The following is a 19,100-nucleotide window of genomic DNA, read 5'->3' on the forward strand; positions in this document are numbered from 1 at the left end:
TCACTGAGCGACGGTCAGACGTACCGACTGGACGTTGAGCGGTGTCGGAGCGGAGAGCGCCAGGAAGTTGGGATGCTTGGGATCGGCCGTCAGGGAGTCGCCCGGCAGGTTGAGCCGGATCTCGTTGATGCCCGCCTTGGCCAGCTTGACCGTGGTGGTGAAATCATGACCCAGGGCCACCTTGAGCAGGGTGCCTGCTTCCGGGCTGTTGATCCTGGCCTGGATGGTGAGCTGCTCAGGTTGGGCCTGCTGCTTGGGCAGCACGAAATAGAGGCCGCCCTTGCCACTGAGCTGGGTGCCTTCGGCACTGGGCTTCTTGGCCCAGCCTTCGCTAGAGAGGAAGCGGCTCGGTTTGGTCAGGTTGAGCTCGTTGCCCGGCTGGTAAGTCATGCTGGAGTTGTGCTCCCAGAAGCGGGTCTTGCCTTCCAGGTAATAGAGCTTGTAAGCCAGGCTCACGTTGGGGTGAGCGGCCAAGTAGAGGGTGTAAAGGTAAAAACCGCTCAATGCCAGTATGGCAGCCAGAAAACCGAACTTTTTGTAGGTCATATTACTCACTCGATGCCCGACGGATAGGTAGGCTGGATTCGCGCATATGCTAATCCAATTGCAAAAAAAGCATAGTGGATCACAAAAATAAATTTGCTCACATATTAACCCCCAATGCCCCTGCAGACCAAGGGACTTTGGGGTCGTGTGCATCCTGCCTCTGCAGTGGGCTTGCAGCATGGCCTGGGGCCCTGTCCTGCCCATGGCTTCATCAGGCAAATGGCTGATATTGCGCATTGCTGTGGCAGGATCTGTCGCCATTTCTCTTCGGCAGAATTAAGATGGGCCGTCCCGCCGTCAAGGATGACTCATGAGACTGCTAGTTCTGTGCCTGCTCTGCTGCCTGCCCCTTCACTCGCTGTTGGCCCAACCGCTCTGTACTTCTCCCCTGCGCGTCGGTTTCGACGACTGGCCCCCTTATCACTATTACCAGCAGGAGAACGGCCACCGGGAGTTGCGCGGCTTCGCGGTCGACTATCTCAACGCCGTCTCGGCCAGGCTGGGCTGTCGCCTCGTCTATCTGGAGCGTCCCTGGAAGCGGGGGCTGCACGATCTGGAGCAGGGCCGGCTGGACATCGCCATGGAAGCCTATTTCGTTGAAGACAGGGCGCGCTATGCCTGGTTCTCCAACGCCTACAACCCGGGGCGCACGGCACTCTGGGTGCGCAAGTCCGGTGACAAGGGGGAGCAGGATCTGGCGAGTTGGCTGGCCAGGGGCAACAGGCTGGGGGTGACCAGGGACTACAACTATGGCCCCGAGATAGCCCGTCTGTTGCAGCGCTACCGCGCCCAGGTGAGCGAGGTCAATGACGTGCAAAACTATCGCAAGCTGCAGCTGGGACGGATAGACGGATTTCTTGGGGATATTCTGGCCACCCCCTGGGGTCTGAAGAGAGAGGGACTGGCAGAGGAGGTCGTCCCCCATATCATGGGGGTCTATGAGACGCCGACCTTCTTCATGCTGAGCAAGAAGACCTTGTCGGGGGAGTTTGTGCAGCGTTTCAACCAGGCGCTCGAGGCCGTTGGCAAGAGTGAGGAGCATGCGCTCATCTGGCGCCGTTACGTGCCCGCCCGCTAGCAAAGTCGCCAGCATTCACGCATCATGGGCACCTGACCGTGGCGCCTGACAGGCCGAAGTGAACCGATATGAGGTAAGCGTGGTAAGAAGCATGGGTAAGAAGTATTGGTTGGCATTGGCAAACCTTATCTGGCTGGGCTGCTGGCCGGTGGGCATGGTCCACGCCAGCACAGAACAGATGGTGGTGGCCAGTCCCAGCATCCAGCATGACTGGTATCAGAACAGCACCGCCGAGCAGGCGCGCCATGAGCTCGAACTGCAGCTGCAGGAGGCGGTACTTGCCCAGCTGCACCCGGATTTCTACCGGCTCTGGCAGCAGTTGCAGAAGACTCCGGCCGACAGGCGTGGTGCCCTCTATGACGAAGCCTTCGGCAAGCTGGCGCGTTTCCAGCAAGCCTGGCGCGCCATGGACCTGGTCGCCCGCGAGCAGATGCAGACCCTCAAGCTGGACCTGACCAAGCCCCTGGCCCACGAGCCCCTGGGTGACAACCTGCTGGATCAGGTCAAGCAGCTCAGGCCCCAGGTCGCCGAATACGAGGCCGTGCGCGACGAAGTGCGCAAGCTGCTGGCCATGCCCATGGCCAAGCATTGGCCGACTCTGGACATGCCGACCCTGCGAGCCGGGGAGAGCGCCACCGAGCTGGGGCAGATCCGCTCCATCCTCAACGAGCTGGGGGACGGTGCCCCCACCCATCAGGACAGCCTCTACGACGCGTATACCGAGCAGGCCATCAAGCAGTTCCAGCGCCGCCACGGCCTGACCGCCGACGGCATCATAGGCCGCCAGACCCGCTCCTGGCTCAATACCGGGCCGCAGGTGCGTGCCAGCCTGCTGCTGCGCAACCTGTGGCGACGGGACCTGGTGGATCACCTCGCCGGTCGCTACGTGCTGGTCAATATCCCGGATTACCGCCTGAGCGTGGTGGAGTCCGGCAGCGAGGTCTTCACCAGCAGAGTCATCGTCGGCAAGGAGCAGCGGGCCACCCCCATCCTCGCCAGCGAGATCCGCTCCATAGTGCTCAACCCCGCCTGGCATGTGCCGCGCTCCATCCTGAGCAAGGACATTCTGCCCAAGCTGGGTCGGGATCCCGCCTATCTGGATCGCGAGCAGTTCGAGGTGATCGACGGCGAGGGCAACCCGGTGCAGTTCAGCGAAGATGGCTGGCACCATGCGCTGGCGTCCGGCTTCCCTTACCGGTTGCGGCAAAAGCCGGGGGATCACAATGCCCTGGGGCGCTACAAGTTCTACCTGCCCAACAACGACGCCATCTACCTGCATTCGACGCCGCGCAAGGCCCTGTTCGAGCAGGGGGCGCGTGCCTTCAGCTCCGGCTGCATCCGGGTCGAGCACGCGGACGATCTGGCCGAGCTGCTGCTCGCCGACTCCCGTTATCAGCCGGACAAGGTCGCCAGCATACTGAAAGAGACCCAGACCAAGTGGCTGCCGTTGACCACTCCTATCCCTGTCTTCACCGTCTACTGGAGCAGCTGGATCGATGAAGAGGGACGTCAGCAACTGCGCAATGACATCTACGGATTCGATCGAGTGAGCTTCCAGAGCCGCTTGCTGTGATCCCCGCCACAGAGTGAAGCGCCCGGCTCATGCCGGGCTTTTTCATGGGCGCTTGCGGTTTGACATGACTTTCATGGGCGGGTAGTTTCGGCCTCTGTATCAAATTCATTCACCACTGTTACTTCACTCTGGAATGGACGGACAACGGATGCTGGAACAAGAGATAAGCCGACGCCGTCTGCTGCTGGGGGCCGGTTGCCTGATGGGGGCCAGCCTGCTGTCGTTCCCGGCCGCGGCGAGCCGCAGCACGACAGGGCGTGAACTCAGCTTCTTCAACCTCAATACCGGCGAGCGGGTCAACGCCAGCTATTGGGAGAATGGCCGCTATCTGAACGATGGCCTGGCGGAACTCAACCATATCTTCCGCGACTATCGCCGCAACGAAGTGTTCAACATCGACAGAAAGCTGTTCGATCAGCTGTTTCTGCTGCAGCACAAGCTGGGCCGCAAGGGGGAAATTCAGCTCATCTCGGGTTACCGCTCCCCGGCCACCAATCGCCAGAAGCGCCAGCGCAGCCGTGGGGTCGCCAAACACAGCTACCACACCCTGGGGCAGGCGGTGGATGTGCGGATCCCCGGCGTGCAGCTGGCGCACCTGCGCAAGGCGGCCCTGAACCTCAAGGTCGGCGGCGTGGGTTACTACCCCTCCGACAACTTCGTCCACCTCGATACCGGGCCGGTACGGAGCTGGTAACGGGTTGGCACAGGGTGGCCCCGAGCTGCTAGGCTCTGGACACTATCCAGAGGAGAGACAGATGAAGCATATTTTGCTTGGCGGGCTGATCGCCCTGCTGCTGACCGGGTGCAGCAAGCTGAACCGGGAAAACTACGACAAGCTGAAGATGGGGATCAGCTATGCCGAGGCGAGCGCCATCTTGGGCAAGGCGGAGCGTTGCGACGATGCGCTCGGCACCACCAGCTGCGTCTGGGGCGGGGACGGCAAGAACATCAAGATCCGTTTCATCGCCGACAAGGCCACCTTCTTCAGTTCGGAAGGGATCAACTGAGTCAGTTTTTCACTGTCATCAGCAACAAAAAAGCGCCATCCGGCGCTTTTTTGTTGCGTGCAATCCAGCCAATCCAGCCAGAAACTGGCGCGCTCAGTGGGTGGCGTACTGGTAATTGAAGGTGGGGAGTCCCCACTTGAAGCGCACCGCCAGCAGCCGCAGCACGAAGCCGATGCCGATGGCCCCGAAGGCGGCCCAGTCATTGGGCAGGCCTTGATCCAGTGCGAAGCAGTAGAGGGCGGCCGTCACCAGGGAGACGGCGGCGTAGAGCTCGCGCTTGAACACCAGCGGGATGCGCTGGCACAAGAGATCCCGCAGCACGCCGCCAAAGACGCCTGTCACCACCGCCATGATGCAGGCGATGCCGGCCCCGTGCCCCATCTCGAGCGCCCGGGCCGCACCAAAGATGGAGAAGACCACCAGTCCCAGGGCATCGAGGGCCAGGAACAGCTTGCCGAGATAGCGCATCAGCGGGGCCGAAATGACCCCCGCCATGGCCGCCCCCGCCACCAGCAGCACATATTCGGGGTGTTCCACCCAGAGCAGGGGATAGTGCCCGAGCAGCACATCCCGGATGGTACCTCCCCCTATGGCCGTCGCCGAGGCGATGATGACGACACCAAACAGATCCATCCGCCGCCGACCCGCCGCCAGCGCGCCAGTCATCCCTTCGGCCACCAGGCCGAGCAAGAAGAGTGCATGTAACATGAGTTATCCCAGGGTGCGAGAAAGGCCCGCATCCTAACAAGCCTGGCCTGGCACGACAAGCACTCTCATGTTTGCATTAGATTAAGTAATGAAAAGGGGGCCTGTGCCCCCGTTTTTGGTTATGACTGCGCGGCTCAGCGGCGGAGCTGTTCGCTGCGATACTGATCCACCCACATGGCGGTGGCGCCACAGATGGCGACCGGCATCACGAACAGATTGACCACGGGAATGGCGGAGAAGAGGGTGACCAGGGCGCCGAAGCTCAGGCACTTGCCGCGGCGCTGCTTCAAGGCATCGCGCATGGTGATGAAGTCGATCTTGTGGTTGTCGAACGGGTAGTCCACATACTGGATCGCCATCATCCAGGCGCTGAACAGGAACCAGAGCACGGGGGCCAGGGTCTGGCCCACCACCGGAATGAAGAACAGGATCATGCAGCCGATGGCCTTGGGCAGGTAGTACTTCAGCTTGGTCCATTCGCGGCTGAAGGTGCGCGGCACATCCTTGACCACGTCCAGCATGCCGGTGTCGCTCACCGCCTCGCCGGTGAGGATCTGCTCCACCTTCTCCGCCAGCAGGCCGTTGAAGGGGGCCGCTATCCAGTTGATCACCGAGCTGAAGATGAAAGAGAACACCACCAGTATGGTGATGAGGGCGATGGGCCACAGCAGGTAGTCGAGCCAGGAGAGCCAGGCCGGGATCTGCTGGTGCAGCCAGGCGAACAGGCCGTCGAGTTGCAGCAGCAGGGCATAGAAGGCGCCGGCGAACAGCACGAAGTTGACCAGCAAGGGGATCAGCACGAAGGTGCGGATGCCCGGCTGGCGGATGAGGGAGAAGCCGCGCAGGAAGTAGTCTGCACCGCTGACCGAATCTTTGACCATGTGAGGAGATTGGCTCATCTGAGATCCATCAATGAAGGGGTAGGGTGCCAGCATATTACAAACAAGCCTCCAATTTGGTAAAGTCGCGAACTATTCCTGATATCCCGCCCGGTCAGGCCGGGCGTCGGATGATATTCGTGGGCTGACAGCCCGCCCGCAGCCTCTTCACTTCTCCACTGATACGGGTCGCCATGCGTCTGAAACTGATCAAACTCGCCGGCTTCAAGTCGTTCGTCGAGCCGACCCGCATCGAACTGTCGGCCGACATGACCGCCGTGGTGGGCCCCAACGGCTGTGGCAAATCCAACGTCATCGACGCCGTGCGCTGGGTGCTGGGGGAGAGTTCAGCCCGCCACCTGCGCGGCGAGAACATGACGGACGTCATCTTCAACGGCTCCATCAACCGCAGCCCCCATGGCCGCGCCTCGGTGGAGCTGGTGTTCGACAATCCCCACAACCGGGTGCCCGGTGAATTTGGCCGTTATACCGAGATCTCGGTACGCCGCGAGGTGTTGCGAGACGGATCCAACCACTACCAGATCAACGGCCAGAAGTGCCGCCGCAAGGACGTGACCGATCTCTTCCTCGGCACCGGCCTGGGTCCGCGCAGCTACGCCATCATAGAGCAAGGCACCGTCAGCCGGCTGGTGGAGTCGCGCCCGGCGGATCTCAAGCTCTTCATGGAGGAGGCGGCGGGGGTCTCCCGCTACAAGGAGCGGCGCCGGGAAACGGAGCAGCGCATCCGCCACACCCAGGAGAACCTGGAGCGCCTCGGCGACATTCGTGGCGAACTGGGCTCCCGCCTCGAGCACCTCAAATCCCAGGCCGAAACCGCCGAGCGCTACAAGCAGCTCAAGGGTCGTTCGCGCGCCGCAAGGGCCGAGCTCATCGGCTCCGAGCTGTGGGCGCTGGAGACCCGCCTCGGCGAGGCCAAGAGCGAGCTGGCCCAGGCCGAGCAGGCGCTGGCGGCGCTCGATGCCAAGCGCACCGCCGACGAGGGGCGCCACGTCACCCTGTCGGTGGCCCGCCAGGAGGCCCAGGCCGAGCAGGCGAGTCGTCAGCAGCAGATCTTCCTCGGCGGCCAGGCCATCGCCCGCCTCGAGCAACAGCAGCTGCACCAGACCGAGCTCGGTCGCGACTGGCAGGTGCGGCGTCAGGCCCTCGGCGAGCGCATCGACAGCATCAAGGAGCAGCTGGCCAGCCAGCAGGAGCAGCAGGCCGAGGGCGTCCTCCAGGGAGAGGTGGAGTCGGCGCGCCTCGAGCAGTGTGAGCAGTTACTCGCCGACCAGCAGGCCGTTCGCCTCGCGGCCGGCGAGCGGCTGGAACTGGCCCGCCAACGCCAGCAGCAGTGGCAGCAGCAGCTCGGCCAGGCACAGGGCAGTCTCAACCAGACCCGCACCCAGTTGAATGGCCTGCAGGAGCTGCAGGCCAAGACCCGGCTGGCGCGACTCAAGCTGGCGGATGAACAGGCCGGCCCCCTCGGCGGGGAAGGTGAGAGCCTGCAACCCGCGCTGGATGCCCTGTCGGCCGAGCTGGCGCTCTCCCGGGCCCGCCACGGGGAGCTGGAGGCGCAATGGCAGGCCAGCCTGGCCAGTCACGAGGCTCTCAAGGGAGAGCGGGATCGGCAGGGCGGTCTGCTGCGCGAGCTCGGGGCCCGCCTCACCACTCTTAATCAGATGCTGGGGGAGCAGATGCTGGGCGCCACCCTGGCGGATCGGCTGCAGGTCGCCCCCGAGTGGACCCAGGCGCTGGACAAGGTGCTCGGGCGCTGGCTCACCGCCCAGCCGGGGGACCAATGCAACCTCGAGCAGGGGGGGCTCTGGATAGGCCCGGCTCACCCTGCGGTGCCTGGCACCCTGGCGGCCCGGCTCGAGGGGGATCACATCCCCGCCTTCCTCAACGTCATCTGGCTGGCCGATGACAGGGAGACGGCCCTGGCCCGCCAGCCATCTCTCTTGGCCGGTGAGTCTGTGCTGACCCCCGCGGGGGACTGGTTTGGCCCGAACTGGGCCGATCTCGGCCAGGGCGGCGCTCTCGGCACCCTGGCGTTGCTCGGTGAACGTGAGCGGTTACACACCGAACTGACCGCAGGGGAGCAGGCGCTGGTTCAGCTGGATGCCCAGTTGAAGGCAGCAGATGCCGACCGTGCCCATTTGCACAGCGCCTTTGAGGCGAGTCAGCGCACCCTGCGCGAGCAGGAGCAGCAATGGCAGCAACTGCGGGAAGCCTGGAGCCTGCAGCAGGGTCAGCGTCAGGAGCGGCTGCTGCGCCTCGGCCAGCTTGGGGAAGAGTTGATCCGGCTGGACAAGGAGCAGGCCGAGGAGGCCGAGCGACTGGCCGTGGCCCAGCAGCAGCTCGAGCTGGAAGAGGCGCACCTTGCCGAGCTGCAGGAGCAGGGAGAGCCGCTTGCCGAGGCACTCTTGCTGGCCCAGGAAGGGGTCACAGGTGCCGAGCGAGCGCTGGAGGAGGCGCGTGCGCGCCGGGAGCAGCAGCAGGCAAGCTGCCAGCGCTGGCAACTGGCGCAGCAAAATCTGGCGCAGCTCATCACCCTGCGCGAGCAGGAGCTGGCCCGGCTCGGGCTGGAGCTGGCCGAGCTAAAGGGACCGGACGCCCAGGCGGTGCAGGACATCTCGCCCCTGCTGGCGGAGCAACGCAACCTGGAGGCGCAGCAGCTCGCCTGCCATCAGCGGCTCGCCGAGCTGGAGCGCCAACTGGCCGAGCTGGAGCAGGCCAGAAGCGCCGATCACAAGCAGCTGGTGACCCTGCAGGAGAAACTCGCCCAGCTCAGACTGGAGCGGGAGCGCAACCTGACCCGGCGACAGGGGCTGCACGAGCAGTTCGAAGAGCTGGGAGTGCGCCTGGTGGATCTCGATCAGGCCGTGCTGATCGCCGCCGATCGCGGCAAGTTGCGCCAGGAGATCCACATGCTGGAGACACAAGTGGAGGCACTTGGCGCCATCAACCTGGCGGCGCTGGAGGAGTATGAAGAGGCGAAAACCCGCGCAAGCTACCTGGAAAACCAGTGCCAGGATCTGGAGCAGGCGCTGGAAACCTTGAGCCAAGCCATTAAAAGAATTGATAAAGAAACACAAATACGCTTCCGCGACACTTTCGATAAGGTCAACGAAGATTTAAAATCCCTGTTCCCGAAAGTGTTCGGGGGGGGCAGTGCCTGGCTTGAGCTGACCTCGGACGATCTTTTGGAAGCCGGAGTGAGCATCATGGCAAGACCTCCGGGCAAGAAGAATGCTACCATTGCCCTGCTTTCCGGGGGGGAGAAGGCGCTAACCGCCCTTGCGCTGGTTTTTGCCATCTTCAGACTCAATCCAGCACCCTTCTGTCTGCTGGATGAGGTGGATGCACCGCTCGATGAAGTGAACGTGGGTCGCTTCTGTTCTCTTGTCAAAGAGATGTCGAGCACAGTACAGTTCGTTTACATCAGTCATAATAAGGTCTCCATGGAGATGGCCGAGCAGCTGATAGGCGTCACGATGCAAGAGCCCGGGGTTTCTCGCATCGTGTCGGTTGACATCGGTGAAGCCGTCGCTTTGGCTGAGCAAAACTAGAAAGAGAAGCAGCTAATGCAGGAATTGCGTTACATCTTGGTTGCCCTGGGCGGTATTGCCATCGCGGCATTGCTCATTCACGGGTTGTGGAGCAACAGAAAGAACCGTCAGGCACCGATCAAGGAAAAACCCCTGGGTCGGATGGAGTCCAAGTCACGGGATCGTGACAGCGATGCGTTTGACAGCGATGGCATTGGCCAGGTGCGTGTGGTCAGCGGTGGCCGTCGTGCCGAGCCCAAGCTGCGCAGCGACGAGGCCCATCAGCCGGAACCCCGCCGTGCCGCCACAGTGCCCGCCTTCGATGACGACGAGGATGACGAGCTGCCGCCGCCCGTGGTTCGCAAGCCAGCCCCTCGTCCGGTGACGCCGCCGCCCGTCTATGAAGAAGAAGACGACTATGACGAGCCGAGCGCCGAGCCTGTCGAAGAGGTGCCTGCCGCGCCGGTACGCAAGCCTGCCCAGGTGATCCGCCGCACCCCGGTGCACCGCTCCCGCCCCCAGCGCGAACCCATGATGCAGCCACTGGACGACGAGCCGCTGGTGGAGCCGGCCTACGCCCAGGCGCCGACCTTCGGTGCCCGCGAGCCCGCGCCGCAGCAGCAAGTCCGCTATGCCCAGCCCGCGCCTGCGTATGAAGAGCCCGATTATGATGACGAGCCCGCCTACGAAGAGCCGGTCCAGGTGGCCGAGCCCGTCCAGGAGCTGCCGCCGGTCGAGAAGATCTGGCAGGACGTCTATGTCATCAACCTGATGGCGCGTCCTGGTCACGATCTGCAAGGGGCTACCCTGCTCTCCTCCCTGCTGGCGCTGGGTTTCAAGTTTGGCGAGATGGATATCTTCCACCGTCACGAGGATCTCAACGGCAAGGGTGAAGTGCTCTTCTCCATGATCAACATGGTCAAGCCGGGCACCTTCAACCCCTACCGCATGGAGCAGTTCAGCACCCCGGGTGTCTCCCTCTTCATGCAACTGCCCCTGCGCAGCAACGCGGCTTTTGCGTTCGAGCACATGCTGCAGGCGGCGGATCAGCTGGCGAGCGATCTCGATGCCATGCTGACCGATGCCTCGCGCAGCCCGCTCAGCGATGACGATATTGCCCGTTATCGCCATGAGCTGGCGGCCTACGAGGCCAGCCGCGACTGATGCGCCGTGGGCCTCAGCAATGAAAAGTGCGGTACCCCGGTGCCGCATTTTCATTTCTGCCCCAGACTGATTGTTCCATCACACTTCGAGACTTCTTCATGAGCGACATCCTCTCCCGCCACCGTCAACTGTGTGAGCTGCTGACCGAATACGGCCATCAGTACTATGTGCTGGACGAGCCGACTGTGCCGGACGCCGAATACGATCGCCTGATGCGCGAGCTGATTGCGCTCGAGGCCGAGCACCCCGAGCTGAAAACCCCGGCCTCTCCCAGCGTGCGGGTCGGCGGCCAGCCGCTCTCGGCCTTCAGCCAGGTGCGCCACGAGATCCCCATGCTGAGCCTGGACAACGTCTTCAGCGCCGAGGAGCTGCAGGCCTTCGAGCAGCGTATGCGCGACCGCCTCAAGCGCGAGATAAGCTTCACCTTCTGCTGCGAGCCCAAGCTGGATGGTCTGGCGGTCAGCCTGCTCTATGTGGACGGCCAGCTGATGCAGGCGGCCACCCGGGGGGATGGCGCCACGGGGGAGGAGATCACCGAGAACGTGCGCACCATCAAGGCCATTCCGCTCATCCTGCGGGGCTCGGGCTGGCCCGCCCGTTTAGAGGTGAGGGGGGAGGTCTTCATGCCCAAGGCCGGTTTCGAGGCGATGAATGCCAAGGCGCTGGCTGCTGGCGAGAAGGTGTTCGTCAACCCGCGCAACGCCGCCGCCGGCAGCCTGCGCCAGCTCGATTCCCGCATCACCGCCAGCCGTCCCCTGAGCTTTTACGCCTATGGCGTGGGGGTAGGCGGCGACGAGCTGGGGAACTCCCACTATCGTCGCCTCACTCAGCTCAACGCCTGGGGGCTGCCGCTCAGTCCCGAGGTGAAGCTCAAGGAGGGGGCGGCCGGCTGCCAGGCTTTCCACGACGACATCCTGGCCCGCCGTGGCGAGCTGCCCTACGAGATCGACGGCGTGGTCTACAAGGTGGACGACATAGCACTGCAACAGGAGCTCGGCTTCGTGGCCCGGGCCCCGCGCTGGGCCACGGCCCACAAGTTCCCGGCAGAAGAGGAGATGACCCTGCTGGAGAATGTCGAGTTCCAGGTCGGCCGCACCGGCGCCGTGACCCCGGTGGCCAAGCTCAAACCCGTGTTCGTCGGTGGCGTCACCGTCTCCAATGCCACCCTGCACAATGCCGACGAGATTGAACGCCTTGGCGTCATGATCGGCGATACCGTGATAGTGCGCCGGGCGGGGGACGTGATCCCGCAGATCGTCGCCGTGGTGGAGGCCCAGCGCCCCGCGGATGCCCGCGAGATCCTCTTCCCCACCCAGTGCCCTGTGTGCGGCTCGGCGGTGGAGCGACTGGAAGGGGAGGCGGTGACCCGCTGCTCAGGCGGCCTCTTCTGCGAGGCGCAGCGCAAGGAGGCGATCAAGCACTTCGCCGCTCGCCGCGCCATGGACGTGGACGGTCTGGGTGACAAGATAGTGGAGCAGCTGGTGGACAAGGGGCTGGTGAAGACCCCGGCGGATCTGTTCAGCCTCAACGCCATCCAGCTGGCGGGTCTCGAGCGGATGGGGCAAAAATCTGCCCTCAATCTGGTGGCGGCCATCGACAAGGCCCGCAGCACCACCTTGCCCCGCTTCCTGTTTGCCTTGGGCATTCGCGAAGTGGGGGAGGCGACTGCCCTCAACCTGGCCAACCACTTCCTCACCCTGGAGGCCCTGCGTGCCGCCTCGGTGGAGCAGTTGCTCGAGGTGGCCGATGTGGGCGACATAGTGGCCAAGCATGTCTATTACTTCCTGCGCCAGCCCCACAACATCGAAGTGCTGGAGGCCCTGCTGGCGGCAGGTATCCACTGGCCGGCCATCGAGAAGAAGGAGGCTGCACAACAGCCCTTCGCCGGCAAGACCTTCGTGCTGACCGGCACCCTCACCACCTTGTCGCGCAACGATGCCAAGGCGGCGCTGCAGGCCCTGGGGGCCAAGGTGGCGGGCTCGGTGTCGGCCAAGACGGATGTGCTGGTGGCAGGGGAAGCCGCTGGCTCCAAGCTCGCCAAGGCGCAGGAGCTCGGCATCACCGTCTGGACCGAAGCCGAGTTGCAGGCGGCGCTCCAGCCCTGAGTCGACAGGCGCACAAGAGAGACAGACCCGGCCATCTGGCCGGGTCTGTCGTTTTCGGGTTCAGTCGACATAGATCACCCGCCCCTGCCATCTGGGTGGTGCCTCAAGCTGCCAGCGTGCCAGCTCGCTCTTGCTGAACAGGTATTCGCCGCGCTGGGCGGCGCGGGGTGAGAGGGCCCCCGGCGCCGTGCCCGCCAGTATGGCATTGGCAAGCTCGGCCGCCTTCTCCCCCTGAGTGCGACCATCGAGCACCAGGCCGCCTATGGTGCGGCCCGGCCCTACCGCAAACTCCCAGAAACCGAACAGGGGCACAGGGCTGTTGGCGCTGGTCCAGGCCAGTACCTGCTGCTCGCTCACATGGAGCCCCTGCTCGTCAGTGAGTGTGTGATAGAGGCCGAGGAAGATAGCTTCATAGCCGTTCTGCCGACTGGCGAGCACCGTCTCCTGCCAGCGCCTGTAGTCGTTGAATTGCCGGCTGCTTACCCGGGTCTGGCCGACCTTGAGCTCGCTGCGGGCCTTGAACTCGTGCTCTATGGCGGTGCGCGCCACCTCGCTCTCGTCAAACAGCACCAGCGCCTGCCTGATGCCCCCCATCAGCTGGCTCATCTCGCTGATGTTGCGCTTGAGCAGGGGGCGCTCCAGCACGCCTGTGATCAGGGGGGAGCCGACCAGTCCCTTGGGGCGCGGGTTTTCGTTCATGCCGAGAAACACCACAGGGGTGCCGAGGGCGGCGATGGGGCGGGCGAGAGCATTGATGGCGTTGTCGTCGCCGAGCACCACCAGGGCCGGCTTGCGCGCCTGATAGGCCGCCATCCCCTGGCTGACGAGCTGCTCCCGGGTCTGGTGAGGCTGGCGCTTGGTATCCAGGTAGAGATGGCTGATGTGGTGTTCGCCCTTTAGGTGCTTCTTCAGGCCGGCGCTGTAGCTCTGATCCCACAGATTGGCCTGATGGTAGCTGCTGATCACCAGGATCTCGGCGGCCATCAACTGGAGCGGGAAAAGGGCTAGCAGGAACAACACCTTGGTCACGTTCATCTTCCATTGGCAGGACACTGCACCCATTATGTGCGTTCCGGCTCCTTGATGCCTTCGTCAATTGTTGTCAGATGGTGCCTTTCTTGCTTGGCTCCCTCATCGGGCGCCAGCCCGCCCCCCGTCTGGGATGCGCAGGAATGGCCTCTTTTGGCGCTGGCTGTGAACTGCGCCACTCCTTCCAAAACCTGTCCTGGATCAAGAAACGGGCTATCGCTTTGGGGCCTAATAGCTACCACATATAGGGTTTAGCATAAAAAAAACACCCATATATAGTGTTATCAAGCTGTGCATAAGTCGTCTCCCTCTCAGCGTCAGTCCTGGCCTCTCACGCCTCGGCTGAATGCATGTGCGCCGGGGATAGGGTGTGGAGAAGGGGACTCAACAAGGGTGAGCCCAGGGTGGCTGCCAGGCCTTTAATGCGGGGAAAATCGATGAAACCGGTAGTGATCAAACGTGATGGATGTCGCGCACCATTCAATGGCCAGCTGATCGCCGAGGCAGTGAGCCGGGCGGCGGAAGCGGTCAATCAGGCCAATCCGGCGCTGGCACTGCGCATTGCCAATGCGGTCAGTCAGGAGCTGGAAGGGCGGGGTGAGGTGGATATCCACGAGATCCAGAACCGGGTCGAGAACCACCTGATGGCTTCCGACGACAAGGCCATCGCCCGTGCCTACATCGAATACCGTCACGACCGGGATCAGGCTCGCGAGGCCCGCGGCCGGCTGGCCCAGGAGATCCGTGGCCTGGTGGAGCAGACCAATGCGGCTCTGCTCAACGAGAACGCCAACAAGGACTCCAAGGTGATCCCGACCCAGCGCGACCTGCTGGCGGGCATCGTCGCCAAGCACTACGCCATCAGCCATATGCTGCCCCGGGAGGTGGTGCAGGCCCACGAGAGCGGCGATCTGCACTTCCACGATCTCGACTACTCCCCCTTCTTCCCCATGTTCAACTGCATGCTGATCGACTTGCAGGGGATGCTGACCCACGGCTTCAAGATGGGCAATGCAGAGATTGACACCCCCAAATCCATCAGCACCGCCACTGCCGTGACCGCCCAGATCATCGCCCAGGTGGCGAGCCACATCTATGGCGGTACCACCATCAACCGCATCGACGAGGTACTGGCCCCCTATGTGACCATCAGCTGGCAGAAACACAGGGAAGTGGCCGAGGAGTGGGGCATCAGCGACGTGGACGCCTACGCCATGGCCCGCACCGAGAAGGAGTGCTACGACGCCTTCCAGTCCCTGGAGTACGAGGTCAACACCCTGCACACCGCCAATGGCCAGACCCCCTTCGTCACCTTCGGCTTCGGCCTCGGTGACAGCTGGGAGTCGCGGATGATCCAGGGGGCCATCCTCGGCAACCGCATCGCGGGCCTTGGCAAGAACAAGAAGACCGCCGTCTTCCCGAAACTGGTGTTTGCCATCAAGGATGGCCTCAACCACAAGCCGGGGGATCCCAACTACGACATCAAGCAACTGGCGCTGGAGTGCGCCTCCAAGCGGATGTACCCGGACATCCTCAACCATGACCAGGTGGTGAAGGTGACCGGCTCCTTCAAGACCCCCATGGGCTGCCGCTCCTTCCTCGGCGCTTATGAGGAAAATGGCGAGCTCATTCATGAAGGGCGCAACAACATAGGGGTGGTCAGCCTTAACCTGCCGCGCATCGCCCTCAAATCCCGCGACGAGGCGGATTTCTGGGACAAGCTGGATGCGGCCCTGCGAGTGGCCAAGCAGGCGCTGATGTACCGCATCAAGCGACTGGACGGCGTCAAGGCGCGGGTCGCCCCCATCCTCTATATGGAAGGGGCCTGCGGCGTGCGGCTGAAAGCGGACGACAACGTCAGCGAGATCTTTAAAAATGGCCGCGCTTCCATTTCGCTCGGCTACATAGGGGTGCACGAGACCATCAACGCCCTGTTCGGCACCCAGACTCATCTGTTCGATAGCGATGTGCTACGGGTGAAGGCCATCGCCATCATAGCGCGACTCAAGGCGGCCACCGACGAGTGGAAGGAGGAGACCGGCTACGGCTTCAGTCTCTACTCCACCCCGAGCGAGAACCTCTGCACCCGCTTCTGCCGCATCGATGCCAAGGAGTTCGGCGTGGTAGCCGGGGTGACCGACAAGGGTTACTACACCAACAGCTTCCACCTCGACGTGGAGAAGCAGGTGAACCCCTACGACAAGCTGGACTTCGAGGCACCCTATCCGCCCATCGCCAGCGGCGGCTTCATCTGCTACGGCGAGTACCCCAACATCCAGCACAACCTGGAAGCGCTCGAAAACGTCTGGGACTACAGCTATGACAAGGTGCCCTACTACGGCACCAACACCCCCATAGACGAGTGCTACGACTGCGGCTTCACCGGCGAGTTCGAGTGCACCTCCAAGGGCTTTACCTGCCCGCGCTGCGGCAACCACGACCCGGCCAAGGTGTCGGTGACCCGCCGTGTCTGCGGCTACCTCGGCAGCCCGGATGCGCGCCCCTTTAACGCGGGCAAGCAGGAAGAGGTGAAGCGCCGGGTCAAGCATATGTGAGCCGAGCCCTCACCCTGGCCCTCTCCCAGAGGGAGAGGGAACCGATAGTTGAGCTGTGGGGGCCGAAGAGCGACAGCCATCTCTTGTTCTGATTGGCAAGCTGGTTTCCTCGGGACTATCCGCAATACGTCGCTCTGCACCCTTCTCCCGCTCACCTTGAAAAGAGTGGGAGAAGGGCTGGGGATGAGGGGGCTGAAAATCCATCATCACTTGCCTGTCAAACAGTGAACCGAGAGACAAGATGCACTACCACCAATACTACCCGGTCGATGTGATCAATGGCCCCGGCACCCGGGCTACATTGTTCGTGTCCGGCTGCGAACACCAGTGCCCGGGCTGCTACAACCAGAGCACCTGGCGCCTCGATGGGGGCAAGCCGTTCGATGAGGCGATGAGCGATCGCGTCATCAGGGATCTCAACGACACCCGCATCAAGCGGCGCGGACTGTCGCTCTCCGGCGGCGATCCGCTCCACCCCGCCAACGTCCCCCAGGTGCTGGCGCTGGTGCAGCGGGTGCGGGCCGACTGCCCCGGCAAGGACATCTGGTGCTGGACCGGCTACCTGCTTGGTGAGCTCAGCCCGGCCCAGCGCGAGCTGGTTTGCTTACTGGATGTGCTGGTGGATGGCAAGTTCGAGAAGGAGCTGGCCGACCCCGGCCTGCTCTGGCGCGGCAGCAGCAACCAGATCATCCACGACCTCGACGTCTGGCGTGAGCAGGAGTACAAAAGCCGGATCCCCTGCCAGCTGCTGGCCTGAACATTGCGCTTCCTGGGTGCGCCGACCTCCGTCGGCTGAACCCTGGCTCAATCCCGGGTGAGAAAGGCGCGAAAGGTGTCCGCTGTGGTTTGCAGTTGTGGGCAATGCTGTTTATGGTTAGCCCATCCGAATCACATGACATCTTTCATGAGGAACCATGAGATGAACAATCTGCTCAAGATCCTGCTGGCCATCTTTCTGCCGCCGGTCTGTGCCTTTATCCAGGTGGGGCTCAGCCTGCATTTCTTCATCAACATAGTGCTGACCCTGCTCGGCGGCCTGCCCGGCATGGTTCACGCGCTCTGGCTGGTGGTCAGCGACAAGCGCGCCTGAGTCATTCCTATGCGAACAAGGCCAACCCCAGGGTTGGCCTTTTTATTGCCTGCGAGACTCGCCTGCCAGATGGGAGGGTTCTGAATGAGGTCGATTGGTTGACACTGCCCCTGGTCAAGCCGACCGTTCAGGGAGTCGAGCGGTCACAGGACAAGGAGTGTTGAATGAACTTGAAGATAGTGCTGCTGGGGGCCGCCCTGACGGCACTGTCAAAGATGCGCTATCGGGTCGCCAAGCAGAATCCGGAGGCCATCCCCGTCCAGATGGTGCAGAGCTTCCGGCTCAAGGGGAGGCCCCAATGACAAAGACCCCGGCCAAGGCCGGGGTCTTTGTCATTGTGCGGGGGAGCTGTTGCTGTCGGGGCTTACTGCTCCTTGCAGTCGTTGTAGCGGCTCTGCCACTCCCCGGCTTCATCGCGCATCTCCACAAATCCTTCCTTCCCCTTGTTCCACCAGACCACCTCGTGATCGTCGGTGTAGCGGGCCCCGGAGGCTGAGACCGCCTGGGGCAGGGTGTAGTCCTTGCCATCGGGCAGGGAGAGCTTGACGAAGTTCAGGCTCTCGTCCGAGAGGGAGAAGTAGCGCACCTGCACCTTCTGGTTCTGCTCGCACAGATAGGTGACAGGATCGCCCCCCGTGACTCCCAGTTTGCCAGCGCCCAGATCGCAGCCGCTCAGCAGGGTCAGGGTACCCAGACCCAGTAGTGCCAAATTGGCCTCTTTCATGTTGTCTCCTTAATCGGCGTCATATGGCATTGAGCCTAACAGTTTGGGCCTGCGTCGCAATCTTGATGAGTGCTGGCCGCGTCGGTAAGTGTCCGGATGCATCTATGAGTCAGGCCGGCACGGGCTGGCGGATGTCCGGTGTGGCGAGGGGGCACATCATGGCGCGCTCCAGTATATCCAGGATGTCGCTGTCTAGGGTCTCGTCAAACTTGCGGGCGAACAGGTGATCGCTTTGCTGCAGGGCGTCTGCGTCATCCACCGTGTAGTCGCGCGGGCGCAGCTTGATGTCGCCCATGGGGATCCAGTCGATGGCGCGCTTGTCATCGTTGACTATCTGGCCCTGATAGCTGGTGTTCATGATCACCGTCTGGAAGAAGCCCTCGTCGGCGATCAGGGTGTGGCGGTAGAAAGCCTTGAAGCGATCGACCTCGGGGCTGTGGCTGACGAACTCGCAGAAGGCCCGGCTCAGTATCATCCACTGGTTGCCAATGTAGGGGGTCACACCCGCCAGATAGGGACGGGTCTTCACCGGCTCGCATAGCAGCTCCTGGGCGGTTTCGGTCACATAGTGATCGATGCGGTGCAGGGTGTCCGGCCTGTGCTGGCGCTGATCCGCGACCTTGAGGAAATCCTTGCCCCTGTGATCGCGCAGGAAGTCGTGAATGTCGCGCTGGGAGCGCAGCGGGAAGTCCTGGGCGCTCAGATTGATGAAGAACTCCCACTCCTGGTTCTGCTCCAGCAGCGCCGCTATGCCGCGCAGCTCCGCATCCACCAGGCTGTAACCGCCCCAGAGCGCATTCTTGCTGGGCAGCGTGGCGGCGTTGGGGTAATCGGCCAGAAAGTCGGCTATCTCCTGCTGCAGCTCGGGGCCAGAGCGCTTGTCCACGTGGATCAGGTAGTGGTTGCTGTGGTGGTAAATCGCCCTGAACAGGCGCTTGAACTGATCGGGATAGCGATGAACCAGAATGAGGTAGGCAATCATGTCTATGTGTCCTGTGTGGGCGGCAGGGCGGCGCCAACCAGAACACGGCCTCAGGCCGCAGGCTTGATGCCGGTTCTCGTGGTCTGGCCGCTGTCGCAGAAAAAACGGATGGA

The 19,100-nt window shown here is 62.9% G+C and carries 17 protein-coding genes; 11 read left to right on the top strand and 6 right to left on the bottom strand.

Annotation, left to right across the window (positions count from 1 at the left end; genetic code table 11):
* Complete coding sequence (locus WIR04_RS05585; RefSeq protein ID WP_025327877.1) at positions 1-546, bottom strand: hypothetical protein; 546 nt, start codon at positions 544-546, stop codon at positions 1-3.
* Between the two features lie 310 nt (positions 547-856).
* Here WIR04_RS05585 and WIR04_RS05590 point away from each other — a divergent pair, with 310 nt between their 5' ends.
* The 4 genes from WIR04_RS05590 to WIR04_RS05605 all read left to right on the top strand — a co-directional run bounded on the left by WIR04_RS05590 (position 857) and on the right by WIR04_RS05605 (position 4,204).
* Complete coding sequence (locus tag WIR04_RS05590; RefSeq protein WP_338891121.1) at positions 857-1,624, top strand: substrate-binding periplasmic protein; 768 nt, start codon at positions 857-859, stop codon at positions 1,622-1,624.
* Between the two features lie 91 nt (positions 1,625-1,715).
* The gene (locus tag WIR04_RS05595; protein WP_338891123.1) at positions 1,716-3,197 is read left to right on the top strand and encodes a L,D-transpeptidase family protein; all 1,482 of its coding nucleotides are present in this window, start codon (positions 1,716-1,718) and stop codon (positions 3,195-3,197) included.
* Between the two features lie 148 nt (positions 3,198-3,345).
* Positions 3,346-3,891, top strand: a complete 546-nt coding sequence (locus WIR04_RS05600) for a YcbK family protein (protein ID WP_139746296.1) — start codon at positions 3,346-3,348, stop codon at positions 3,889-3,891.
* A gap of 61 nt (positions 3,892-3,952) precedes the next feature.
* A complete protein-coding gene (locus WIR04_RS05605) occupies positions 3,953-4,204 on the top strand; it encodes a DUF3862 domain-containing protein (protein WP_205641252.1) in 252 nt (83 codons plus the stop codon).
* A gap of 93 nt (positions 4,205-4,297) precedes the next feature.
* Here the strand turns inward: WIR04_RS05605 and WIR04_RS05610 are convergent, their stop codons facing one another.
* Together WIR04_RS05610 and cysZ are read right to left on the bottom strand one after the other, a co-directional pair.
* Positions 4,298-4,912: a trimeric intracellular cation channel family protein gene (locus tag WIR04_RS05610; RefSeq protein ID WP_042649503.1), complete on the bottom strand. Its 615-nt coding sequence runs from the start codon at positions 4,910-4,912 to the stop codon at positions 4,298-4,300.
* A gap of 134 nt (positions 4,913-5,046) precedes the next feature.
* Entirely contained in the window at positions 5,047-5,811 is a 765-nt protein-coding gene (gene cysZ / locus WIR04_RS05615; protein WP_163153521.1) for a sulfate transporter CysZ, read from the bottom strand.
* 173 nt (positions 5,812-5,984) lie between these two features.
* On the opposite strand from cysZ, the gene WIR04_RS05620 reads away from it, so the two are divergent.
* The 3 genes from WIR04_RS05620 to ligA all read left to right on the top strand — a co-directional run bounded on the left by WIR04_RS05620 (position 5,985) and on the right by ligA (position 12,607).
* Entirely contained in the window at positions 5,985-9,359 is a 3,375-nt protein-coding gene (locus WIR04_RS05620) for an AAA family ATPase (RefSeq protein ID WP_338891130.1), read from the top strand.
* Positions 9,360-9,374: 15 nt separating this feature from the next.
* On the top strand, positions 9,375-10,502 hold the full coding sequence (zipA, locus tag WIR04_RS05625; protein ID WP_338891131.1) for a cell division protein ZipA: 1,128 nt from the start codon (positions 9,375-9,377) through the stop codon (positions 10,500-10,502).
* A gap of 98 nt (positions 10,503-10,600) precedes the next feature.
* Positions 10,601-12,607: an NAD-dependent DNA ligase LigA gene (gene ligA / locus WIR04_RS05630; protein WP_338891132.1), complete on the top strand. Its 2,007-nt coding sequence runs from the start codon at positions 10,601-10,603 to the stop codon at positions 12,605-12,607.
* Between the two features lie 60 nt (positions 12,608-12,667).
* Here the strand turns inward: ligA and WIR04_RS05635 are convergent, their stop codons facing one another.
* Positions 12,668-13,642 carry a hypothetical protein gene (locus WIR04_RS05635; RefSeq protein ID WP_307764443.1) on the bottom strand — a complete coding sequence of 325 codons (975 nt, stop codon included), beginning with the start codon at positions 13,640-13,642 and terminating at the stop codon, positions 12,668-12,670.
* A 431-nt stretch (positions 13,643-14,073) separates the two neighbouring features.
* Here WIR04_RS05635 and nrdD point away from each other — a divergent pair, with 431 nt between their 5' ends.
* The 4 genes from nrdD to WIR04_RS05655 all read left to right on the top strand — a co-directional run bounded on the left by nrdD (position 14,074) and on the right by WIR04_RS05655 (position 17,583).
* A complete protein-coding gene (gene nrdD, locus WIR04_RS05640; RefSeq protein WP_338891133.1) occupies positions 14,074-16,191 on the top strand; it encodes an anaerobic ribonucleoside-triphosphate reductase in 2,118 nt (705 codons plus the stop codon).
* A 241-nt stretch (positions 16,192-16,432) separates the two neighbouring features.
* Positions 16,433-16,948 (top strand): anaerobic ribonucleoside-triphosphate reductase-activating protein, encoded by a 516-nt coding sequence (nrdG, locus tag WIR04_RS05645; RefSeq protein ID WP_338891134.1) that lies wholly within the window; start codon positions 16,433-16,435, stop codon positions 16,946-16,948.
* A gap of 162 nt (positions 16,949-17,110) precedes the next feature.
* Positions 17,111-17,281: a YqaE/Pmp3 family membrane protein gene (locus WIR04_RS05650; protein ID WP_025327864.1), complete on the top strand. Its 171-nt coding sequence runs from the start codon at positions 17,111-17,113 to the stop codon at positions 17,279-17,281.
* Positions 17,282-17,445: 164 nt separating this feature from the next.
* Complete coding sequence (locus WIR04_RS05655) at positions 17,446-17,583, top strand: hypothetical protein (protein ID WP_338891135.1); 138 nt, start codon at positions 17,446-17,448, stop codon at positions 17,581-17,583.
* A gap of 62 nt (positions 17,584-17,645) precedes the next feature.
* Here WIR04_RS05655 and WIR04_RS05660 read toward each other — a convergent pair whose 3' ends face one another.
* Together WIR04_RS05660 and WIR04_RS05665 are read right to left on the bottom strand one after the other, a co-directional pair.
* Positions 17,646-18,005 (bottom strand): MliC family protein, encoded by a 360-nt coding sequence (locus WIR04_RS05660; RefSeq protein WP_307764139.1) that lies wholly within the window; start codon positions 18,003-18,005, stop codon positions 17,646-17,648.
* A gap of 109 nt (positions 18,006-18,114) precedes the next feature.
* On the bottom strand, positions 18,115-18,987 hold the full coding sequence (locus WIR04_RS05665; protein WP_338891136.1) for a beta-1,6-N-acetylglucosaminyltransferase: 873 nt from the start codon (positions 18,985-18,987) through the stop codon (positions 18,115-18,117).
* Between the last annotated feature and the right edge of the window lie 113 nt (positions 18,988-19,100).

It is taken from the genome of Aeromonas rivipollensis, from assembly GCF_037811135.1.
Classification (GTDB): Bacteria; Pseudomonadota; Gammaproteobacteria; order Enterobacterales; family Aeromonadaceae; genus Aeromonas; species Aeromonas rivipollensis.